This window comes from Acinetobacter sp. V110_1 (assembly GCF_031798975.1).
Taxonomy (GTDB): Bacteria; Pseudomonadota; Gammaproteobacteria; order Pseudomonadales; family Moraxellaceae; genus Acinetobacter; species Acinetobacter nosocomialis_A.
In genome coordinates this window covers 1,230,966-1,248,827 of sequence record NZ_JAVQNN010000030.1, presented here as the reverse complement: position 1 = coordinate 1,248,827, position 17,862 = coordinate 1,230,966, and the positions used below count along the sequence as shown (strand labels likewise).

At 40.9% G+C, this 17,862-nt stretch carries 15 protein-coding genes and 1 other RNA gene; 11 read left to right on the top strand and 5 right to left on the bottom strand.

Annotation, left to right across the window (positions count from 1 at the left end; all coding sequences use genetic code 11):
- Window positions 1–138: 138 nt before the first annotated feature.
- Window positions 139–7,584: a hypothetical protein gene (locus RMA95_RS16765; protein ID WP_409187562.1), complete on the top strand. Its 7,446-nt coding sequence runs from the start codon at window positions 139–141 to the stop codon at window positions 7,582–7,584.
- 56 nt (window positions 7,585–7,640) lie between these two features.
- Window positions 7,641–8,423 (top strand): trimeric autotransporter adhesin/peptidogylcan-associated protein TpgA, encoded by a 783-nt coding sequence (tpgA, locus tag RMA95_RS16760; protein WP_311072039.1) that lies wholly within the window; start codon window positions 7,641–7,643, stop codon window positions 8,421–8,423.
- A 106-nt stretch (window positions 8,424–8,529) separates the two neighbouring features.
- On the opposite strand, the gene RMA95_RS16755 is transcribed toward tpgA, so the two are convergent.
- Entirely contained in the window at window positions 8,530–9,114 is a 585-nt protein-coding gene (locus tag RMA95_RS16755; RefSeq protein WP_311072037.1) for a 5-formyltetrahydrofolate cyclo-ligase, read from the bottom strand.
- Between the two features lie 238 nt (window positions 9,115–9,352).
- Between RMA95_RS16755 and RMA95_RS16750 the strand changes: the two genes are divergently transcribed.
- The 3 genes from RMA95_RS16750 (at window position 9,353) to RMA95_RS16740 (ending at window position 10,312) form a co-directional block, all read left to right on the top strand.
- Entirely contained in the window at window positions 9,353–9,694 is a 342-nt protein-coding gene (locus RMA95_RS16750; RefSeq protein ID WP_311072035.1) for a hypothetical protein, read from the top strand.
- A 107-nt stretch (window positions 9,695–9,801) separates the two neighbouring features.
- Window positions 9,802–9,915 carry a hypothetical protein gene (locus tag RMA95_RS16745; RefSeq protein ID WP_253861125.1) on the top strand — a complete coding sequence of 38 codons (114 nt, stop codon included), beginning with the start codon at window positions 9,802–9,804 and terminating at the stop codon, window positions 9,913–9,915.
- Between the two features lie 76 nt (window positions 9,916–9,991).
- On the top strand, window positions 9,992–10,312 hold the full coding sequence (locus tag RMA95_RS16740; protein WP_263613198.1) for a hypothetical protein: 321 nt from the start codon (window positions 9,992–9,994) through the stop codon (window positions 10,310–10,312).
- A gap of 121 nt (window positions 10,313–10,433) precedes the next feature.
- On the opposite strand, the gene ssrS is transcribed toward RMA95_RS16740, so the two are convergent.
- From ssrS to RMA95_RS16725, 3 genes are all read right to left on the bottom strand, one after another.
- Window positions 10,434–10,618: non-coding RNA, 6S RNA (gene ssrS / locus RMA95_RS16735), on the bottom strand.
- 192 nt (window positions 10,619–10,810) lie between these two features.
- Complete coding sequence (locus RMA95_RS16730) at window positions 10,811–11,095, bottom strand: cell division protein ZapA (RefSeq protein WP_288420635.1); 285 nt, start codon at window positions 11,093–11,095, stop codon at window positions 10,811–10,813.
- Complete coding sequence (locus RMA95_RS16725; protein ID WP_311072031.1) at window positions 11,092–11,652, bottom strand: hypothetical protein; 561 nt, start codon at window positions 11,650–11,652, stop codon at window positions 11,092–11,094. The genes RMA95_RS16730 and RMA95_RS16725 overlap by 4 nt, the downstream gene beginning before the upstream one ends.
- Before the next feature lie 64 nt (window positions 11,653–11,716).
- On the opposite strand from RMA95_RS16725, the gene RMA95_RS16720 reads away from it, so the two are divergent.
- From RMA95_RS16720 to RMA95_RS16700, 5 genes are all read left to right on the top strand, one after another.
- Entirely contained in the window at window positions 11,717–12,349 is a 633-nt protein-coding gene (locus tag RMA95_RS16720; protein ID WP_031996835.1) for a UPF0149 family protein, read from the top strand.
- A gap of 67 nt (window positions 12,350–12,416) precedes the next feature.
- Window positions 12,417–13,739, top strand: a complete 1,323-nt coding sequence (gene pepP, locus RMA95_RS16715) for a Xaa-Pro aminopeptidase (RefSeq protein WP_311072030.1) — start codon at window positions 12,417–12,419, stop codon at window positions 13,737–13,739.
- A gap of 30 nt (window positions 13,740–13,769) precedes the next feature.
- Window positions 13,770–14,978 carry a 2-octaprenyl-6-methoxyphenyl hydroxylase gene (gene ubiH / locus RMA95_RS16710; RefSeq protein ID WP_311072029.1) on the top strand — a complete coding sequence of 403 codons (1,209 nt, stop codon included), beginning with the start codon at window positions 13,770–13,772 and terminating at the stop codon, window positions 14,976–14,978.
- Entirely contained in the window at window positions 14,975–16,207 is a 1,233-nt protein-coding gene (locus tag RMA95_RS16705) for an FAD-dependent monooxygenase (RefSeq protein ID WP_311072028.1), read from the top strand. The genes ubiH and RMA95_RS16705 overlap by 4 nt, the downstream gene beginning before the upstream one ends.
- A gap of 209 nt (window positions 16,208–16,416) precedes the next feature.
- The gene (locus RMA95_RS16700; protein WP_033852997.1) at window positions 16,417–16,668 is read left to right on the top strand and encodes a hypothetical protein; all 252 of its coding nucleotides are present in this window, start codon (window positions 16,417–16,419) and stop codon (window positions 16,666–16,668) included.
- A 52-nt stretch (window positions 16,669–16,720) separates the two neighbouring features.
- Here the strand turns inward: RMA95_RS16700 and RMA95_RS16695 are convergent, their stop codons facing one another.
- Entirely contained in the window at window positions 16,721–17,122 is a 402-nt protein-coding gene (locus RMA95_RS16695) for a MerR family transcriptional regulator (protein ID WP_263613202.1), read from the bottom strand.
- Window positions 17,123–17,187: 65 nt separating this feature from the next.
- Here RMA95_RS16695 and RMA95_RS16690 point away from each other — a divergent pair, with 65 nt between their 5' ends.
- On the top strand, window positions 17,188–17,829 hold the full coding sequence (locus tag RMA95_RS16690; protein WP_311072027.1) for a cation diffusion facilitator family transporter: 642 nt from the start codon (window positions 17,188–17,190) through the stop codon (window positions 17,827–17,829).
- Window positions 17,830–17,862: the final 33 nt, after the last annotated feature.

Below are 17,862 nucleotides of genomic sequence, written 5' to 3'. Positions count from 1 at the left end.
CAAGCTAGTGCTGCTGGTGCGCAATCAATTGCACTTCAAAATAACAGTGATGCAGATCTTGTCGCAGAAGGTTTGGCAACAGGGTCATCTTTTACAGCAGTTGATAGTGCTTCTAGCTACAGTGTCGCAATTGGTGCGATGAGCCAAGTTGTTGGTTCAACAGCAGCAATGGCAATAGGGAAAAATGCTCAAGTTAACAGTGGTGCAAATAATGCTACTGCTATTGGTAATACAGCGGCTGTAGACACAAATGCGGTTGATGGTGTTGCTATAGGAACTAACAGCTTAACCTCAGCAGCAAATAGTGTAGCGCTCGGGCCAAGATCAACTGCGAATGTAACAAATTCAGTTGCTTTGGGTGCAGGATCAACAACTACGGTACAAAGTGGCAACTCATATATAACGAATGTTGCAGCATCTACGACAAATGGTGTTGTTTCAGTGGGTTCAGCAACAAATACTCGACGTATTCAAAACGTAGCCGATGGTGCTGCCGATTCAGATGCGGTTACGGTTGCTCAGTTAAAGGATGTAAACAATCGTGCTGTGGGTAATACGACAGCATTAGGTGGTGGCGCAGCATATAATCCTGCAACAGATGTATATACACCACCAAGTTATACAATAACAAAAACAGATGGAACGACTTATACTCCTGTTAATACCGTGTCTGGTGCGCTAACTAATTTAAATAATGAAGTTGTTAAACCTATTACTTTTGCTGGTAATACAGGGAGTTCAGCAAATAATTTAGGTACAACACTTAATATCACTGGAGGAGGTTCAACTGCTGGAACTTATTCTGGAAATAACTTAAAAACTGCTGTGACTGGTAACACAGTTAATATTCAAATGGCTGATGCACCTGTTTTCTCTGGGACAGTTACGGCTGGAAACGTAACTACTGGAGGTTCATTAAATGTTACTGGTGCAAGTAACTTAAATGGCGGTGCTAACCTTAATAATCAGAAAATTACCAATTTAGCAGCAGGTACGATTTCTTCTACCTCTACAGATGCAGTGAATGGTAGTCAGTTAAATACCACAAACCAGAATGTAACCACTGCTCAGAACACCGCAAATACAGCGGTGACTAATGCGGCAGCAGCTCAAAATACGGCAAACACGGCAGTCACCAATGCGGCAGCAGCACAAGCAACAGCAGACAAAGGCCTGAATTTTAGTGTGAATGGTGGTACAGCAGACAATGTGAAGCTGGGTGAAACGGTTAACTTTGCCAATGGCACCAACACCACAGCAGTATATGATCCTACAACCAATACCTATAAATACAATGTCAATGACAACATTGCATTAACCAATGCAGGTAGCTTAACGGTCGGTAACACTAAAGTTGATAACAGTGGCCTAACCATTACAGGTGGTCCAAGTGTAACCACTGCAGGTATTAATGCTGGTAATCAGAAGATTACCAATGTTACGGCTGGAACTATTTCTGCTACATCAACAGATGCAGTGAATGGTAGTCAGTTAAATACCACGAATCAGAACGTGGCCACTGCTCAGAACACCGCAAACACAGCAGTAACGAATGCAGCAGCAGCCCAAAATACGGCAAACACGGCAGTCACCAATGCTGCAGCAGCACAAGCGACAGCAGATAAAGGCCTAAACTTTAGTGTTAATGGTGGTACAGCAGACAATGTAAAGCTGGGTGAAACAGTTAACTTTGCCAATGGCACCAACACCACAGCAGTATATGACCCTGCAACCAATACCTATAAATACAATGTAAATGACAACATTACATTAACCAATGCCGGTAGCCTAACAGTAGGTAACAGCAAGGTTGATAATAGTGGCTTAACTATTACTGGTGGCCCAAGTGTAACGACTGCAGGGATTAATGCGGGTAACCAGAAAATTACCAATGTTGCAGCAGGCACCATTTCATCTACATCAACAGATGCAGTGAATGGTAGTCAGTTAAATACCACGAATCAGAACGTGACCACTGCTCAGAACACTGCAAACACAGCAGTAACGAATGCGGCAGCAGCTCAAAATACGGCAAACACGGCAGTGACCAATGCTGCTGCTGCACAAGCGACAGCAGATAAAGGCCTGAACTTTAGTGTCAATGGTGGTACGGCTGACAATGTGAAGTTGGGTGAAACGGTTAACTTTGCAGATGGAACCAACACCACAGCAGTGTATGATCCTGCAACCAATACCTATAAATACAATGTCAATGACAACATTGCATTAACCAATGCAGGTAGCTTAACGGTCGGTAACACTAAAGTTGATAACAGTGGCCTAACCATTACAGGTGGTCCAAGTGTAACCACTGCAGGTATTAATGCTGGTAATCAGAAGATTACCAATGTTACGGCTGGAACTATTTCTGCTACATCAACAGATGCAGTGAATGGTAGTCAGTTAAATACCACGAATCAGAACGTGGCCACTGCTCAGAACACCGCAAACACAGCAGTAACGAATGCAGCAGCAGCCCAAAATACGGCAAACACGGCAGTGACCAATGCTGCTGCTGCCCAAGCGACAGCAGATAAAGGCCTGAACTTTAGTGTCAATGGTGGTACACCTGACAATGTGAAGTTGGGTGAAACGGTTAACTTTGCAGATGGAACCAACACCACAGCAGTATATGACCCTGCAACCAATACCTATAAATACAATGTGAATGACAACATTGCATTAACCAATGCAGGTAGCTTAACAGTTGGGAATAGTAAGGTTGATAACAGTGGCCTAACCATTACTGGCGGCCCAAGTGTAACGACTGCAGGTATTAATGCAGGCAACCAGAAGATTACCAACGTGGCAGCAGGAACTATTTCTGCGACCTCTACAGATGCAGTGAATGGTAGTCAGTTAAATACCACGAATCAGAATGTAACGACTGCTCAGAACACCGCAAACACAGCGGTGACGAATGCTGCAGCAGCCCAAGCGACAGCAGACAAAGGTCTGAACTTTAGTGTCAATGGTGGTACGGCTGACAATGTGAAGCTGGGTGAAACGGTTAACTTTGCCAATGGCACCAACACCACTGCAGTATATGACCCTGCAACCAATACCTATAAATACAATGTGAATGACAACATTGCATTAACCAATGCGGGCAGTTTAACGGTTGGTAACAGCAAGGTTGATAACAGTGGTTTAACCATTACTGGTGGCCCAAGTGTAACAACTGCTGGCATTAATGCAGGCAACCAGAAGATTACCAATGTTGCAGCAGGCACCATTTCTGCAAGTTCTACAGATGCAGTGAATGGTAGTCAGTTAAATACCACGAATCAGAATGTAACCACTGCTCAGAACACTGCAAACACAGCAGTAACGAATGCGGCAGCAGCTCAAAATACGGCAAACACGGCAGTGACCAATGCTGCTGCTGCACAAGCGACAGCAGATAAAGGCCTGAACTTTAGTGTCAATGGTGGTACACCTGACAATGTGAAGCTGGGTGAAACAGTTAACTTTGCAGATGGAACCAACACCACAGCAGTGTATGATCCTGCAACCAATACCTATAAATACAATGTGAATGACAACATTGCATTAACCAATGCGGGCAGCTTAACGGTAGGTAACACTAAAGTTGATAACAGTGGCTTAACTATTACTGGTGGCCCAAGTATAACGACTGCAGGTATTAATGCGGGTAATCAGAAGATTACCAATGTTGCGGCAGGCACCAATGCCGCCGATGCAGTAAACAAAGGCCAGCTTGATGCGTTAAGCACATCAAGCAACAACAAGACCGATGCCTTGGGCAACAGTACAGCTAATAATCTGGGTGGTGGTGCAAGTTATGACAGCACTACAGGTGCAGTAAGTTCACCGACCTATACTGTGAATGGCAATAACGTCAATAACGTGGGCGATGCGATCACTGCATTAGACAAAGGCTGGACACTACAAAGTAATGGTACCAATGCGGCTGCAGTAAAAGCTGGTGATACGGTTGATATTGGTACGGTTGCAGGTGAAACCAACCTGAAAGTGACCAAGACTGGCAATACAATTCAGTATGGCTTAAATCGTGATCTGAATATTGACAGTGTAACGGCAGGGGACAGCAAGCTGGATACGAATGGTTTAACCATCACTGGTGGACCAAGTGTGACCAAGACTGGTATTGATGCTGCAGGTAACACCATCAGTAACGTAGCAGCAGGCACCAATGCTACCGATGCAGTAAACAAAGGCCAGCTTGATGCGTTAAGCACATCAAGCAACAACAAGACTGATGCCTTGGGCAACAGCACAGCCAACAATCTGGGTGGTGGCGCAAGCTATGACAGCACTACAGGTGCGGTAAGCTCACCAACTTATGTCACCACTAAAACTGACGGTACAACGGTTAATGCCAATAATGTCGGTGATGCCTTAACCAACCTGAATAATGAAGTGGTTAAACCGATTACCTTTGCGGGTAACAGCGGCAGTGTTGACCGTAAATTGGGTGAAACCCTGAATATCACAGGTGGGCTGACAGCATCTGGCTCGAACTCGAATGTGAAGACGGTCATCAGTGGCAATACCGTTGACATTCAACTTGCAGATGCACCTGTGTTTGCAGGGAAGCTGACAGCGAACGGACTGGATGCCAATGGTGAGAAAGTTACGAATGTTGGTGCGGGCACAGCAGCAACCGATGCAGTAAACAAAGGTCAGCTTGATGCATTAAGCACATCAAGCAACAACAAGACTGATGCCTTGGGCAACAGCACAGCCAACAATCTGGGTGGTGGTGCAAGTTATGACAGCACAACAGGTGCCGTAAGCTCACCGACCTATACTGTGAATGGCAATAACGTCAATAACGTGGGCGATGCGATCACGGCATTAGACAAAGGCTGGACTTTACAAAGCAATGGTACCAATGCAGCTGCAGTAAAAGCTGGTGATACTGTAGACATTGGTACGGTTGCAGGTGAAACGAACCTGAAAGTGACCAAGACCGGCAATACGATTCAGTATGGGTTAAATCGTGATCTGAATATTGACAGTGTAACGGCAGGGGACAGCAAGCTGGATACGAATGGTTTAACCATTGCAGGTGGACCAAGTGTGACCAAGACTGGTATTGATGCTGCAGGCAACACAATCAGTAACGTAGCAGCAGGCACCAATGCTACCGATGCAGTAAACAAAGGCCAGCTTGATGCGTTAAGTACGTCAAGCAACAACAAGACCGATGCCTTGGGCAACAGCACAGCCAATAATCTGGGCGGTGGTGCAAGCTATGATAGCACTACAGGTGCGGTAAGCTCACCAACTTATGTCACCACTAAAACTGACGGTACAACAGTTAATGCCAATAATGTCGGTGATGCCTTAACTAACTTGAACAATGAAGTGGTTAAACCGATTACCTTTGCAGGTAACAGCGGCAGTGTTGACCGTAAATTGGGTGAAACCCTGAATATCACAGGTGGCCTGACAGCGTCTGGCTCGAACTCGAATGTGAAGACAGTCATCAGTGGCAATACCGTTGATATTCAACTTGCCGATGCTCCTGTGTTTGCAGGGAAGCTGACAGCGAACGGACTGGATGCAAATGGTGAGAAAGTTACCAATGTCGGTGAGGGTACAGCAGCAACCGATGCAGTAAACAAAGGCCAGCTTGATGCATTAAGTACCTCAAGCAACAACAAGACCGATGCCTTGGGCAACAGCACAGCCAATAATCTGGGCGGTGGTGCAAGCTATGATAGCACTACAGGTGCGGTAAGCTCACCGACCTATACTGTGAATGGCAACAACGTGAATAACGTGGGCGATGCGATCACTGCATTAGACAAAGGCTGGACTTTACAAAGCAATGGTACCAATGTAGCTGCAGTAAAAGCTGGTGATACGGTTGATATTGGTACGGTTGCAGGTGAAAACAACCTGAAAGTGACCAAGACTGGCAATACGATTCAGTATGGGTTAAATCGTGATCTGAATATTGACAGTGTAACGGCAGGGGACAGTAAGCTGGATACCAATGGTTTAACCATCACTGGTGGACCAAGTGTGACCAAGACCGGTATTGATGCTGCAGGTAACACAATCAGTAACGTAGCAGCAGGCACCAATGCTACCGATGCAGTAAACAAAGGCCAGCTTGATCATGTAGATAATCGTGTAACACAGGTTACAAATACAACTGCAAGTATCTTTGGTGGTGGTGCTAAAGCTAATACAGATGGTTCAATTTCTAACCCGACTTATAATGTTGCAGGTACAAGTGCAAACAATGTTGGTGATGCTTTAACAGCACTTGATAAAGCAGTCACTGATGCAGGTACAGCAGCGAATGCAGGCTGGACTGTTTCAGCGAATGGTGATGCTGCGACTGCTAAAAAGATCAAACCAAATGGTAAAGTGAATTTTACGGGTGATGATAACTTAACTGTTGCTCAGACTAGTCAAACGGACAATGAAGGCAATATTAAAGTTGCGCTAAACAAAAACTTGAAAGTTGATAGTGTTACGACTGGTAATACCGTTATCGATACGACTGGCGTAAAAGTTGGTGATAACGTTCAGTTAGGATCAACAGGTCTAATCATTGCTGGCGGTCCGAGTATCACTACTTCTGGAATTAGTGCTGGTAATAAAACGATAAGTAATGTAGCCGCAGGTGTTTCTTCTACAGATGCGGTAAACAAAGGACAACTGGATAGCGCAATAAGTAGCATAAACAATAATGTTGATGCTCTTGCTAATAGTGCTGTGCAGTACGATAAAAATAGTGATGGATCAGTTAACAAAGACTCTATTACTTTAGCTGGTGGTGCTAATGGTACAACCATTAAAAATGTAGCAAATGGTACTGTAGCAGAAGGTTCTAAAGATGCTGTTAATGGAGGCCAGTTATGGACTGTTCAACAACAGGTCGACAAAAATACGGGCGATATTTCGAATCTTCAGACTGACATCAGCAATATTAACAATGGTAAATCAGGTTTAGTTCAGCAAGCTGATAAAGATGCAGCGATTACTGTTGGTAAAGATACTGGTGGCACTCAGGTTAACGTTTCTGGAACAGCAGGTGAGCGTACGGTGACTGGTGTTAAAGCGGGAGCAGTTACAGCGACTTCAAAAGATGCAGTAAATGGTTCTCAACTTAATACAACAAATCAGGCACTTGTAAACTACTTAGGTGGTGGAGCAGGTTATGACAATATTACCCAAAGCTTCTCAAATCCAACATATAACGTAGGTGATCAGTCTTACCACAATGTTGGTGATGCGATAGGTGCATTGAATCAAGCTGACCAAACATTAAATACCAAAATTGATAATGTAAGTAATAAGCTTGAACAAGCATTCTATGCAACAAACCAACGTATTGATGATGTTGAGAAAAGAGCGAATGCTGGTATTGCTGCTGCGATGGCTTTAGAAAATGCGCCATTTGTTGCGGGTAAATACACCTATGCTGTTGGGGCTGCTTATCATGGTGGTGAAAATGCTATCGGTGTGACCTTACGTAAAACTGCTGATAATGGACGTTGGTCACTGACTGGTGGTGTAGCTGCAGCTTCTCAAGGTGATCCAAGTGTTCGTATCGGTATTAGTGGTGTAATTGACTAATTTCGCTAGGCGAGGAAGGCAAGGCCTTCCTCATTCTCCATTTCGAGAGTAAAAATATGAAAAATACAGTTAAAGCGTTATTTATTGCTGTTCTTTCTGGCCTGGCAATGGTTAGTTATGCACAAGAAGAAGCAGTATCTCAAAAAAATGTCACGTTTCCTAAAGTAGCAGATAGCTATCTTAAGCAAGTTAAACGTTATGAGTATGATGACGTTGCACGCTTGGATTTAGGGCTAAATAAAGACCAAATTCGAGCTTTACTCGGCAATCCACAATTTAGTGAAGGACTTTTTGCAGTAAAAGTCTGGAATTATGTATTAGATATACGTATACCAAATAGTAACCAATACCAACGTTGTCAGTTGCGTATTGATTTTAATAAAAAATATTTGGCTGAACGTTTATCTTGGAAAGGAGAAGCATGTGAAGGGTTGATGGCTTGGGGTGAAAATAATCAGCCTCCTGTAAATAGTACTGCAGTTAATGGACGTACAGCGAGTGTTTTATTTGCTTTTGATCGATCTGATGCTAGTGCAATACAGCAAGGTTTAAACAATATAGACAATGTTGTCGATCAAATTAAGCAAATCCCATCAACAACACCTATTATTGTTTCTGGATTCGCAGATCCATTAGGTAAGTTTAGTTATAACCAAGAGTTATCATCTAAACGAGCGAATACGGTTGCTAAACTACTTGTAAACCAAGGTGTAGATCCGAATCGTATTCAAATACATGCGAATAGCCAGACTGATTTATATCAGCAATGTTCAGGTGGTCACAATTCTCAACTTATTCAATGTTTAGCACCTAATAGACGTGTTAATATAAGTTGGTAACAGCCTGTCACGTAAGAGTAACCATCCATAAGGTGGTTACTTTTTCGTTTTAAGGGACTAAAAAGTAAAAAGATATATTTAAGGTTCTATAAATTTTCTATAAAAATCATCTTTTAAAATAATAAAAATGCTGTGGCGTGAGCAAACCATCTAAGGGCTGATCCCAGCTTTGACGTTGTAATGTGTGTTCAATAAATTGAAATTGATGAGCCAACCCTAAACGGTAAGGTTTATGCTTAGCACTTGCCAATGTACGATCATAATAACCACCACCCATGCCAATACGTGTCCCGTAGTGATCACAGGCTAAAAGAGGCATAAGCAGTAAATCAAGCTCTGATATATGTTTTCCTCGCGTTGCCATAGGCTCTTTCATACCTAAGGGATGATGAGAAAAACGACGACTTAAATATTGGTTCTTATTGATCTTTACCCATACTAAACGTTGATTCATTGAACAAATCATAGGTAAATAGATTTTTTTGTTCTTTTTAAAGCAGAGTTTAATAATAAGATCGGTATGAATTTCACCGAAAGCATGGAGATATAAGCCAATTTTTTTTGAAGAGTGAAAAATAGGAAGAGTATTCAGGAAATGTAATACGCTAAGCTGAGCCTGTTTTTGCTCAAATGGGGTTAAAGAACGTCTTTTAGATCTTAAATTTTTTCTAATAAAACTTAGTTCATTCATGGATAAATCTAACAAAGATTTGAGATCAGTCGTGCAAAATTATACCTATTTTTCTATAGTTTCACCGAAATTTAACTACTATAAAAAACAATCTAGTTTAATCGATAAAATAAAAATTGCTTTTCTCTAGAAAAAGACATCCCTATAAGATTTTTTAGCTTTTTTACGTATTTACAGTATTTATTTACATTTAATCAGGATAAGTATATTTAAAGATGAATATGAAAATGTGAAGTCTATGAAGCTAAAAATTTTAACAGTGATCGTATGCACGGCTTTGCTGAGTGCATGCACTAAACAGGCAGAATCTGAAGCTCCTCAAGTTGACTATAATGCTCAATTTGAAGAGTCTGACCGAAAAATTGGTGAGTTTTTAGATCAATTAGATAACCCCAAAACACCTCAAGAAGTTAAGGTTAAAATTTTATGCCATGACTATCCTGATGTATATAAAAAACAATATATGCCGGCATTAATAAAAGTTTCACCAAAGCCGTATACTGAAGAAAAATTACTGTCAGATTTGAAAAGTGCAACGGATTACTATAAAGGAACTTTAGGAATAAAATGTGATAATTAAAAATATGCTGTTTATCACATTAAAAATAATAATTGTGAATTGATTGGCATTATTTAGTTGTGCTAAATTTATTGCTGCTAATTATTTAAATTTTCATTGGATTTGAAATGCAAATCTTAAAATTTTTGCAGAGTTTTAATACGGTTGGCACCTACTTAACGCTTGCTTCTATCTTGTTAGTGGTCATGATGGTTTACTTTTATGTCATCAATCCCACCTGAACATTTTGAAAGAAAAATCTTTTTTATCTATTCGTTTTATTAAATGGAAATTTAATAATAAATATAGGCTAGGGATATGAAATTTAAAATATTATTGCTAAGTTTGATTGCCACGGGTTGCTACGCTACTGAAAACACAAATGATCCCGATATTTGTAATGTCGTAAAAAAAGTTGCTTATAACGTGATGGAAGCACGACAACAGAAAGTACCTTCACAAGATTTACAACAAATTGCTGATGGGCTTACAGATGAAAAGGCAAAGCAGCTTTATCAAGACTTAATTAACTCAGCTTATGCTGCCAAAGTATTTAAAACAAGTTTCTTTAAGCGTAAAGCCATCGAAGATTTTCAGACAGGGTGGTACCAAGAATGCTTAAATAGAAACGAAAAATAATATTCGTTTAATTTTTTAAGTTTAGCTAATTAATTGTAAGAAATAAAAGGAATAGACTGACGGTTCTGTCTAGAGTGCTTAATTTAAATAAAAATTATATTTCTAATCATTTAATAAAAATCAATGCTCCGAAGATGCCGCTGCATGTGTCGTTACCCTGAACCCGACGAGTTCAAGGTGGACGCGACGTATACTTGCTGGGTTTCCTACTCGAAGGTAGGCATACACTCTAAATATACAGAACGCAATCCATAAGTTTAAGTATCGGCAGGGGAATAGACCCGCTGGCGAACATCCCAGAGATAGCTTAAGTATAACCGATCTTATTCAGTTGGCAATCGTCTGAGTTTATTGAACTGTAAAGTTAGTCTTCATTTGATGAAGCTTTGTACACTAAAAGTACATATAACAAGCATGAGGTACAGAAGAGACCCTCAATACAAAAATGCCTTGCACTATCAATAAATAGAGCAAGGCATTTTTATTATCAGAAGTTAATTAAACAGTTTGTTCAACATCTTCCAAAATAGCCTGTAGTAGGCGTTCACAATGCGTATATTCTTGCAAAGATTTATTCAAGCTTAACACTTCTTGGGTAAGTTGTAGAGCAACCATAATGACAAGTTTATTATGCTCAACGCGAGGGGCACTACGGCGCATATCGTTGAATTTCTCATTAAGAAGTTCAGCTGCACGTTCAAGCTCATCTTTTTTATCTGATGTCGTTGCAAGCCTAAATGTTTGCTCAATCAGACGAAGCTCTACCATGACTTGTTCACTCATGATTGTGTCTCCTCACCAGCTTCAGCATTTGGGTGAGCAAGTTGCTGAATTTCTTGCGCATTTTGATCTTGAGCTGTACCTAAAATTGCTAAGCGTTGAATAATTGCTTCAACTTTTGCTTTGGCAAGTTCATTTTTTTGTAACAAACGGTCACGGTCTTGCTGCAAATCATGTAACTCTTGTTGAGTTTGACGTTGGTGTGACTGAAGTTTTTCTTTAGTGACGCGTAACTCATTACGCTCAGCCAAAATTTCTTGAAAACGATTTTTTAAATCAGTCGTACTTTTTTCTAGACGGCTGTAACGCTCTGCAAGTGTGTTAGCATCTTGATTCAATTGTTGAAATTGGCCTTGTAACTGAGTTAGTTGCTCAGTTAATGTCTCAATTTCCTCTTGTTTTTTAGTGATGATGCTATTTTTTTGCACAACTTGTGCGTGATGCTCTGTTTCAGCCAGTTGTTTAGCTTCCGTGAGAGCAGAATTTTCACTCTCTAGATGATGTAAGCGTGTTTTTAAAACGCCAATATGCGCTTGTAGCCGCTGTAATTGTTCTAACATAACGAGGTCGCACAGAATTGCAATCAAAGGTAATATATACGAAGTATAGAGATTGGATAAACGAATGCAAGACGATATTTCAGGCTGGACAGAATGGAACGCTCATTTTGAAGGAATTGAAGAAATTTCAAGCCCTAGTGAGTTACATGGTTTACTAACAGGTATTGTTTGTGTGACAGAAGCACCAACGCGTGAAGAATGGACACAAATTTTAACAACACTTAATGTTCCTGATTTAAATGAAGAAGCTTTAGCGCTTTTAACTGATGAAACCGAAGATGTAGCACATGCATTGTCGGAAGATGAATTGGACTATTTACCAATGCTTCCAGATGATGAGCATACGCTTCAAGACCGTGTACAAGCATTATCAGACTGGTGTGCTGGCGTTGTACTCGGTTTTGGTTTGGCATCGGGTCATGTCCGTGCTGATGAGCGCGAATTGATTGAACATCTACAAGATGTGGCAGCAGTAGAATTTGAAGATTCTGATAATGACGAAGAAGGCGAAAGCAGTTACGAAGAATTGTATGAATTTGTACGCCTTATTCCAGTGAGCTTATCTATTGGCAGAAAGAAAGTAACAGTGGCTGAAAGTTCATTGTTGAAAAACTTTTATGCAAAAAGTAAAACTTCTGCTGTAGGCACCGCAGATCAAAATATTGTAGAAATGTTTACACCACATCGCCCAAGTTAATTGAGGCGATGTGTTATTGGCTGTGTTTAATTTTTTGACTTTAAAATTCTAAATCAAGTAGATCATTATGAAATTGCCTCAAGCTGATTTTCAACATCGCAGAAATCGTCTAGCAGAAAAAATGGGTCCAAACAGCATTGCGATTATTGCAACGCGTGAGGAAATGTACCGTAATCGTGATGCGGATTATAAATTCCGTGCCGATAGTAGTTTTTTCTATTTGACTGGTTTTGCAGAGCCTGAGGCAGTTGCTGTCATAGAAACTTTTGATGATGTTACAGACTATAGCTATAGTCTATTTTGTCGTGAACGTAATCGTGAGATGGAAATCTGGAATGGTTACCGTGCTGGAATTGATGGCGCAATTGAAGAATATGAGGCAGATGAAGCCTATGCGATTGATCTGCTTGATGAAGAAATTATTGAAAAATTATTAAATAAAGAACGTCTTTATTATCGAATCGGACACAATGCTGCATTTGACGCCAGAGTAAGCCAATGGATTAAAAAAGCAAATGCAGAGCACCGTCATGAAGCTGCTCCAGCTCAGTTAGTTCAACTTGATCGCATTGTTGATGAAATGCGTTTAATCAAGTCACCGCAAGAAATTGAGCTAATGCAAATTGCTTCAACAATTAGTGCTAAGGCACATACTCGTGCAATGCAAACTGTTCGCCCCGGCATGATGGAATATGCACTTGAAGCCGAGCTTAATTATGTATTTGGGCAAAACGGCTGTGTGCCTTCTTACAACAGTATTGTTGGTGGCGGTGCCAATGCTTGTATTTTGCACTATGTTGAAAATAACCAGCCTCTTAAAGACGGTGATTTGGTTTTAATTGATGCTGCATGTGAATATGAGTTTTATGCATCGGACATTACCCGTACTTTTCCGGTAAACGGAAAATTTAGTCCAGAACAAAAAGCATTGTATGAAGTGGTACTGGCATCTCAATATGCGGCGATTGATGCAGTACGTATTGGTAATGCGTACCGTGAGCCTCATGAGGTTGCAGTCAAAATTTTAACTGAAGGCTTAGTTAATTTAGGTTTGCTCAAAGGTAATGTGAGCGAGCTTATTGAAAATGAAGCATATCGTCAGTTTTATATGCATGGTACAGGTCACTGGTTGGGTATGGATGTACATGATGTCGGTTCTTATAAAAAAGATGACGAGTGGCGACAATATGAAGAGGGCATGGTCGTTACTGTTGAACCAGGGTTATATATTGCGCCAGACGATGAAACAGTAGATGAAAAATGGCGTGGTATTGGTATTCGTATTGAAGATGATGTGGTCGCAACGTCAAAAGGCCCACGAGTTTTAACTGCCGATGTAGTTAAAGATATTGCAGACATTGAACATTTAATGGCGCAAGCTAAAGCATAATTAAACGTATTCGCCAAAGGAGCAAACTCGATGCAACAACAAGTGATTATTGTAGGTGGGGGTATGGTGGGTTTGAGCCTTTCCCTGATGCTGGCGAAGGCTAATATCGCAGTAAAGCTATTAGAAGCTGTGAAATACCCAAACTATGATGATCAGAATGTTGCCCCTTACCATTCTAGTTTCGATGCACGTAATACGGCTTTATCACGTCGTAGCGTACAGATTTATCAAAAGCTAGGGCTATGGGATGCATTACAACAACATGCCACTCCAATTTTGCAAGTTCACATTACTGAGCAAGGCAGTTTTGGTAAAGCACGTTTAATTGCAGAACAAGAGAAAGTCGAAAGCTTTGGACAAGTCATTGAGAATGCGTGGCTCGGTCGTGTTTTATTAACTCAAGTACGCCAACAACCTTTGATTGAGCTAATTGATGGCGTACAAGTCACTGCTTTAACTCAAGACGCTGAACAGGTACATATCGAAGCTCAGCGTGGTGATGAAGTCTTAAAGCTTGAGTCAAAATTATTAATTGCAGCAGATGGGCGTGATTCTTTCTGTCGTCAAGCAATTGGTGTGGGTGTTGATGTCCACGACTATGATCAAGTTGCGATCGTTACGACTGTTCAAACTTCAAAGCCACATGAGCATGTAGGGTTTGAGCGTTTTAGTGCTTTAGGGCCTTTGGCGTTGTTGCCTTTACCGGGTGAATACCGTCGCTCAGTGGTATGGCCTGTTAAAAAGGGCACCGAAGATGAATGGTTAGGTGAAGAAAACGACCAACACTTTTTAGATGCTTTGCAAAAAACCTATGGTGACAGAGCAGGTAAATTTGAAAAAACAGGTAAACGCTTTAGCTATCCGCTTTCACAAGTGCTTGCGCATAAACAAGCGGTTGGACGCGTTATTTTAATGGGTAATGCAGCACACACCATTCATCCTGTTGCAGGGCAAGGTTTTAATTTATGCCTACGTGATGCAGATGTGTTGCTACGTTATTTGGTAAACCAGTTAAGCACATCTGATGACATTGGTAACCCAGATAATTTACTTGCCTATGAACAAGCGCGTTTATCTGACCAACAACGCGTGATTAAGTTCTGCGATACTGTCGTTCGTGGTTTTAGTAATCAAAACCCGTTATTAAAATTAATTCGTAATACGGGATTAATTGCATTTGATGTGATTCCGGGTGTTAAGCCACTGGTAGCGAACTATGCAATGGGGCTAAAAGCATGAGCGAAGTGTTAGATGTCGTTATTGTGGGTGGTGGACTAGTTGGTGGCTTAACTGCTTTATTACTTGCACAAGGTGGTGTACAGCCTACGGTGCTTGATGCTGCTCCTGTACTTGATGTTGAAAAAACATTAAGTGTGATGAACCCACGTGTTTTAGCACTTAGCCAAGCGACCATTCATTTACTGAAAACAGTCAATGTTTGGGATGATTTGGCACGTCAAATGCCTTATACCGGCATGCAAGTGTGGAATCTAAATGGCTATGGTGAAATTAATTTTGGTCATGAATCTGTACAAAGACCAATGCCAGAACAAGCGTTGGGTTCTATGGTTGAGCCAAGCGTATTGAATGTTGCCATTCAACAAAAAATGCTTGAGCAGTTAACAGATTATCGTACTCAAGTTCGCGTTACCCGTATTGAGCAAGGTGTTGGATGCTGGCATATTCAACTTGCAGATGGTTCTACACTTAAAACTAAACTGCTTATTGGTGCTGATGGTGCCAATTCATTTGTACGTGAGCAAGCTTTTATTGACTTAGATGTACTAGATTACAAGCAAGCAGCGATTAGCTGTGCAATTAAAACGTCTAAGCCCCATCACTATGTTGCTCGTCAAATCTTCTTAACTACAGGGCCTTTAGCATATTTGCCAATGGCGAGTCTTGAAGAAAGTGAAAACGGCTACTGGCAGTCCATTGTCTGGACACTACCAGATGATTATGCCGATGAATATTCAGCTTTAAGTGATGCTGAGTTTATGCAACTTCTAACCCGTGAAAGCCAACATATGTTGGGTGAAGTGCTCGATGTTCGTTCAAGAGCACAATTTCCATTGAAAGCGCGTGCCGCAAAACAATACGTTAAAGCTGGCCTAGCCCTAATTGGCGATGCAGCTCATGTTATCCATCCGCTTGCTGGGCAAGGGGTGAATATTGGTTGTTTAGATGCTGCGGTACTTTGTGATGCACTACTGCATGATTTAGGTCGTGGCGTATGGGCGCATGAACAAACTTTAATGCGTTATGAGCATCGCCGTAAAGGACAAAACGATGCGATGATGCATAGTATGTCGGCAATTGGTTGGTTAGAAAGTTCTGAGCTATTCCCATTTATTTGGGTCAGAAATGCGGGACTTAAGCAGGTTGAACAAATTTTGTTCTTAAAAGAGCGTTTTATGCAACAAGCGAACGGTTTAGGGGCTTTACAAAACACCCAGTATAGTCGTTAAAATAATTACGAAGTTTATGCTCTACTGGTCTAAATAAATATCAGTAGATATTTTTTAAACAATCATTTATATATCATTACCAAATCGGTCAGAAAAGATACTGATTTGACCAATTTGGCTCTTTGCTAAATGCAAAGAGATTGCTAAATTTCTGAGGTCTCAAAGACCATAGCGATGATGCAATACAAATCATTGTGGGGAGTGTAAATATGACAGATATCAATGATTATGAAGATGCAGAAGATTCTGCTGTAGATGAAGATGAAGCCAAAGCGGCTGAGAGTGGCGCGGCTGATGAAGAAGCAGGCAACTTAACTGATGCTGATCTTGCTGAAGCAGAAACGCTTACTGTAACTGCGAAACAAAAACAGCGCCAAGCATTGGAAGATGAAATTGCTGCGTTTTTAGCTCGCGGCGGGAGAATTACTGAAGTTCCGCCAGATGAACATAGCGACCTTTAATACTAAAAAAGCATCACATGAGTGATGCTTTTTTATTGGCTTTTAGGTTGAGTTAAAGGTTGTTTTGCAGTTCTTTTAAAATGCCGCATTCGTCTACTGTACGGTCGGTCGAGCAGTGTTGTTTTAAATCGATGAGTGTTTCTTTTAAAAGCAAAAGTCGTTCAATTTTTTCCGATACTTCAATCAAATATTTATTCACCAAATTATCAATTTCTGTGCAGGCCTGTTTAGGCTGAGCTTTCATTTCTTTTAGCGTTTTAATGTCGTTGAGAGAAATATCTAATTCGCGGCAATGCTTAATAAATAATAGGTCCGCGAGTGTTTGATCTGTGTAAACACGATAATTATTTTCTGAACGCTGAATACGGTCCAGCACACCTACTTTTTCGTAATAACGAATAGTATCGATTGGGACATCCGCTTTTTTTGATAATTGGCCAATAGAAAGACTCATAAGACTTGACTCTGGAGCTACTCAAGGGTTTTTAATCACTATAAAAGAGTTTTTGAGGAAATAAAATGGCTGGATGTGGATGTGCTTCAACATGTTCTCCTACAAAGAAAGTAAGCCCGCGATTTAGAAAAGCGTTATGGATTGCTCTTGTAATTAATGCACTCATGTTTGTAGTTGAAATAGTAGGTGGTTATAAAGCCCAATCTGTTTCACTATGGGCGGATGCACTAGATTTTGCCGGAGATGCTGCAAATTATGCTTTATCTTTAGTTGTACTTTCGATGAGCCTTTACTGGCGTGCAACCGCGGCTCTTGTTAAGGGTATTACGATGGCTGCTTTTGGTTTCTTCGTCATTGCAAAAGTAGTATGGTCATTCTTTCATGGTGTTTCACCTGAACCGATGGTCATGGGGGCAATTGGGGTAATGGCTTTAATTGCTAACGTTTCTGTTGCTTTAATGCTTTATGCATTTAGAGATGGTGATGCCAATATGCGTTCTGTGTGGCTGTGTAGTCGAAATGACTCTATTGCCAACATTGCTGTTATTTTTGCTGCTGTAGGTGTGTTTGGAACAGGCACCATATTTCCAGATTTATTGGTAGCCTTTGTGATTGCATACTTAGGTGTATCTTCGGGCTATGCTGTGATTAAGCAATCATTACAGGAACGAAAACAGTCAAAGGTGATGTTGGGTTCACAGGCTTAATTTTGATTGCATAAATAAAAAGTACCATGTAAT

What these genes read in the sequence shown, in the direction of transcription:
- RMA95_RS16765 (WP_409187562.1), top strand. Translation starts at nt 139, where the DNA reads ATGAGCCAAGTTGTTGGTTCAACAGCAGCAATGGCAATAGGGAAAAAT.
- tpgA (WP_311072039.1), top strand. Translation starts at nt 7,641, where the DNA reads ATGAAAAATACAGTTAAAGCGTTATTTATTGCTGTTCTTTCTGGCCTG.
- RMA95_RS16755 (WP_311072037.1), bottom strand. Translation starts at nt 9,114, where the DNA reads ATGAATGAACTAAGTTTTATTAGAAAAAATTTAAGATCTAAAAGACGT.
- RMA95_RS16750 (WP_311072035.1), top strand. Translation starts at nt 9,353, where the DNA reads ATGAAGCTAAAAATTTTAACAGTGATCGTATGCACGGCTTTGCTGAGT.
- RMA95_RS16745 (WP_253861125.1), top strand. Translation starts at nt 9,802, where the DNA reads ATGCAAATCTTAAAATTTTTGCAGAGTTTTAATACGGTTGGCACCTAC.
- RMA95_RS16740 (WP_263613198.1), top strand. Translation starts at nt 9,992, where the DNA reads ATGAAATTTAAAATATTATTGCTAAGTTTGATTGCCACGGGTTGCTAC.
- RMA95_RS16730 (WP_288420635.1), bottom strand. Translation starts at nt 11,095, where the DNA reads ATGAGTGAACAAGTCATGGTAGAGCTTCGTCTGATTGAGCAAACATTT.
- RMA95_RS16725 (WP_311072031.1), bottom strand. Translation starts at nt 11,652, where the DNA reads ATGTTAGAACAATTACAGCGGCTACAAGCGCATATTGGCGTTTTAAAA.
- RMA95_RS16720 (WP_031996835.1), top strand. Translation starts at nt 11,717, where the DNA reads ATGCAAGACGATATTTCAGGCTGGACAGAATGGAACGCTCATTTTGAA.
- pepP (WP_311072030.1), top strand. Translation starts at nt 12,417, where the DNA reads ATGAAATTGCCTCAAGCTGATTTTCAACATCGCAGAAATCGTCTAGCA.
- ubiH (WP_311072029.1), top strand. Translation starts at nt 13,770, where the DNA reads ATGCAACAACAAGTGATTATTGTAGGTGGGGGTATGGTGGGTTTGAGC.
- RMA95_RS16705 (WP_311072028.1), top strand. Translation starts at nt 14,975, where the DNA reads ATGAGCGAAGTGTTAGATGTCGTTATTGTGGGTGGTGGACTAGTTGGT.
- RMA95_RS16700 (WP_033852997.1), top strand. Translation starts at nt 16,417, where the DNA reads ATGACAGATATCAATGATTATGAAGATGCAGAAGATTCTGCTGTAGAT.
- RMA95_RS16695 (WP_263613202.1), bottom strand. Translation starts at nt 17,122, where the DNA reads ATGAGTCTTTCTATTGGCCAATTATCAAAAAAAGCGGATGTCCCAATC.
- RMA95_RS16690 (WP_311072027.1), top strand. Translation starts at nt 17,188, where the DNA reads ATGGCTGGATGTGGATGTGCTTCAACATGTTCTCCTACAAAGAAAGTA.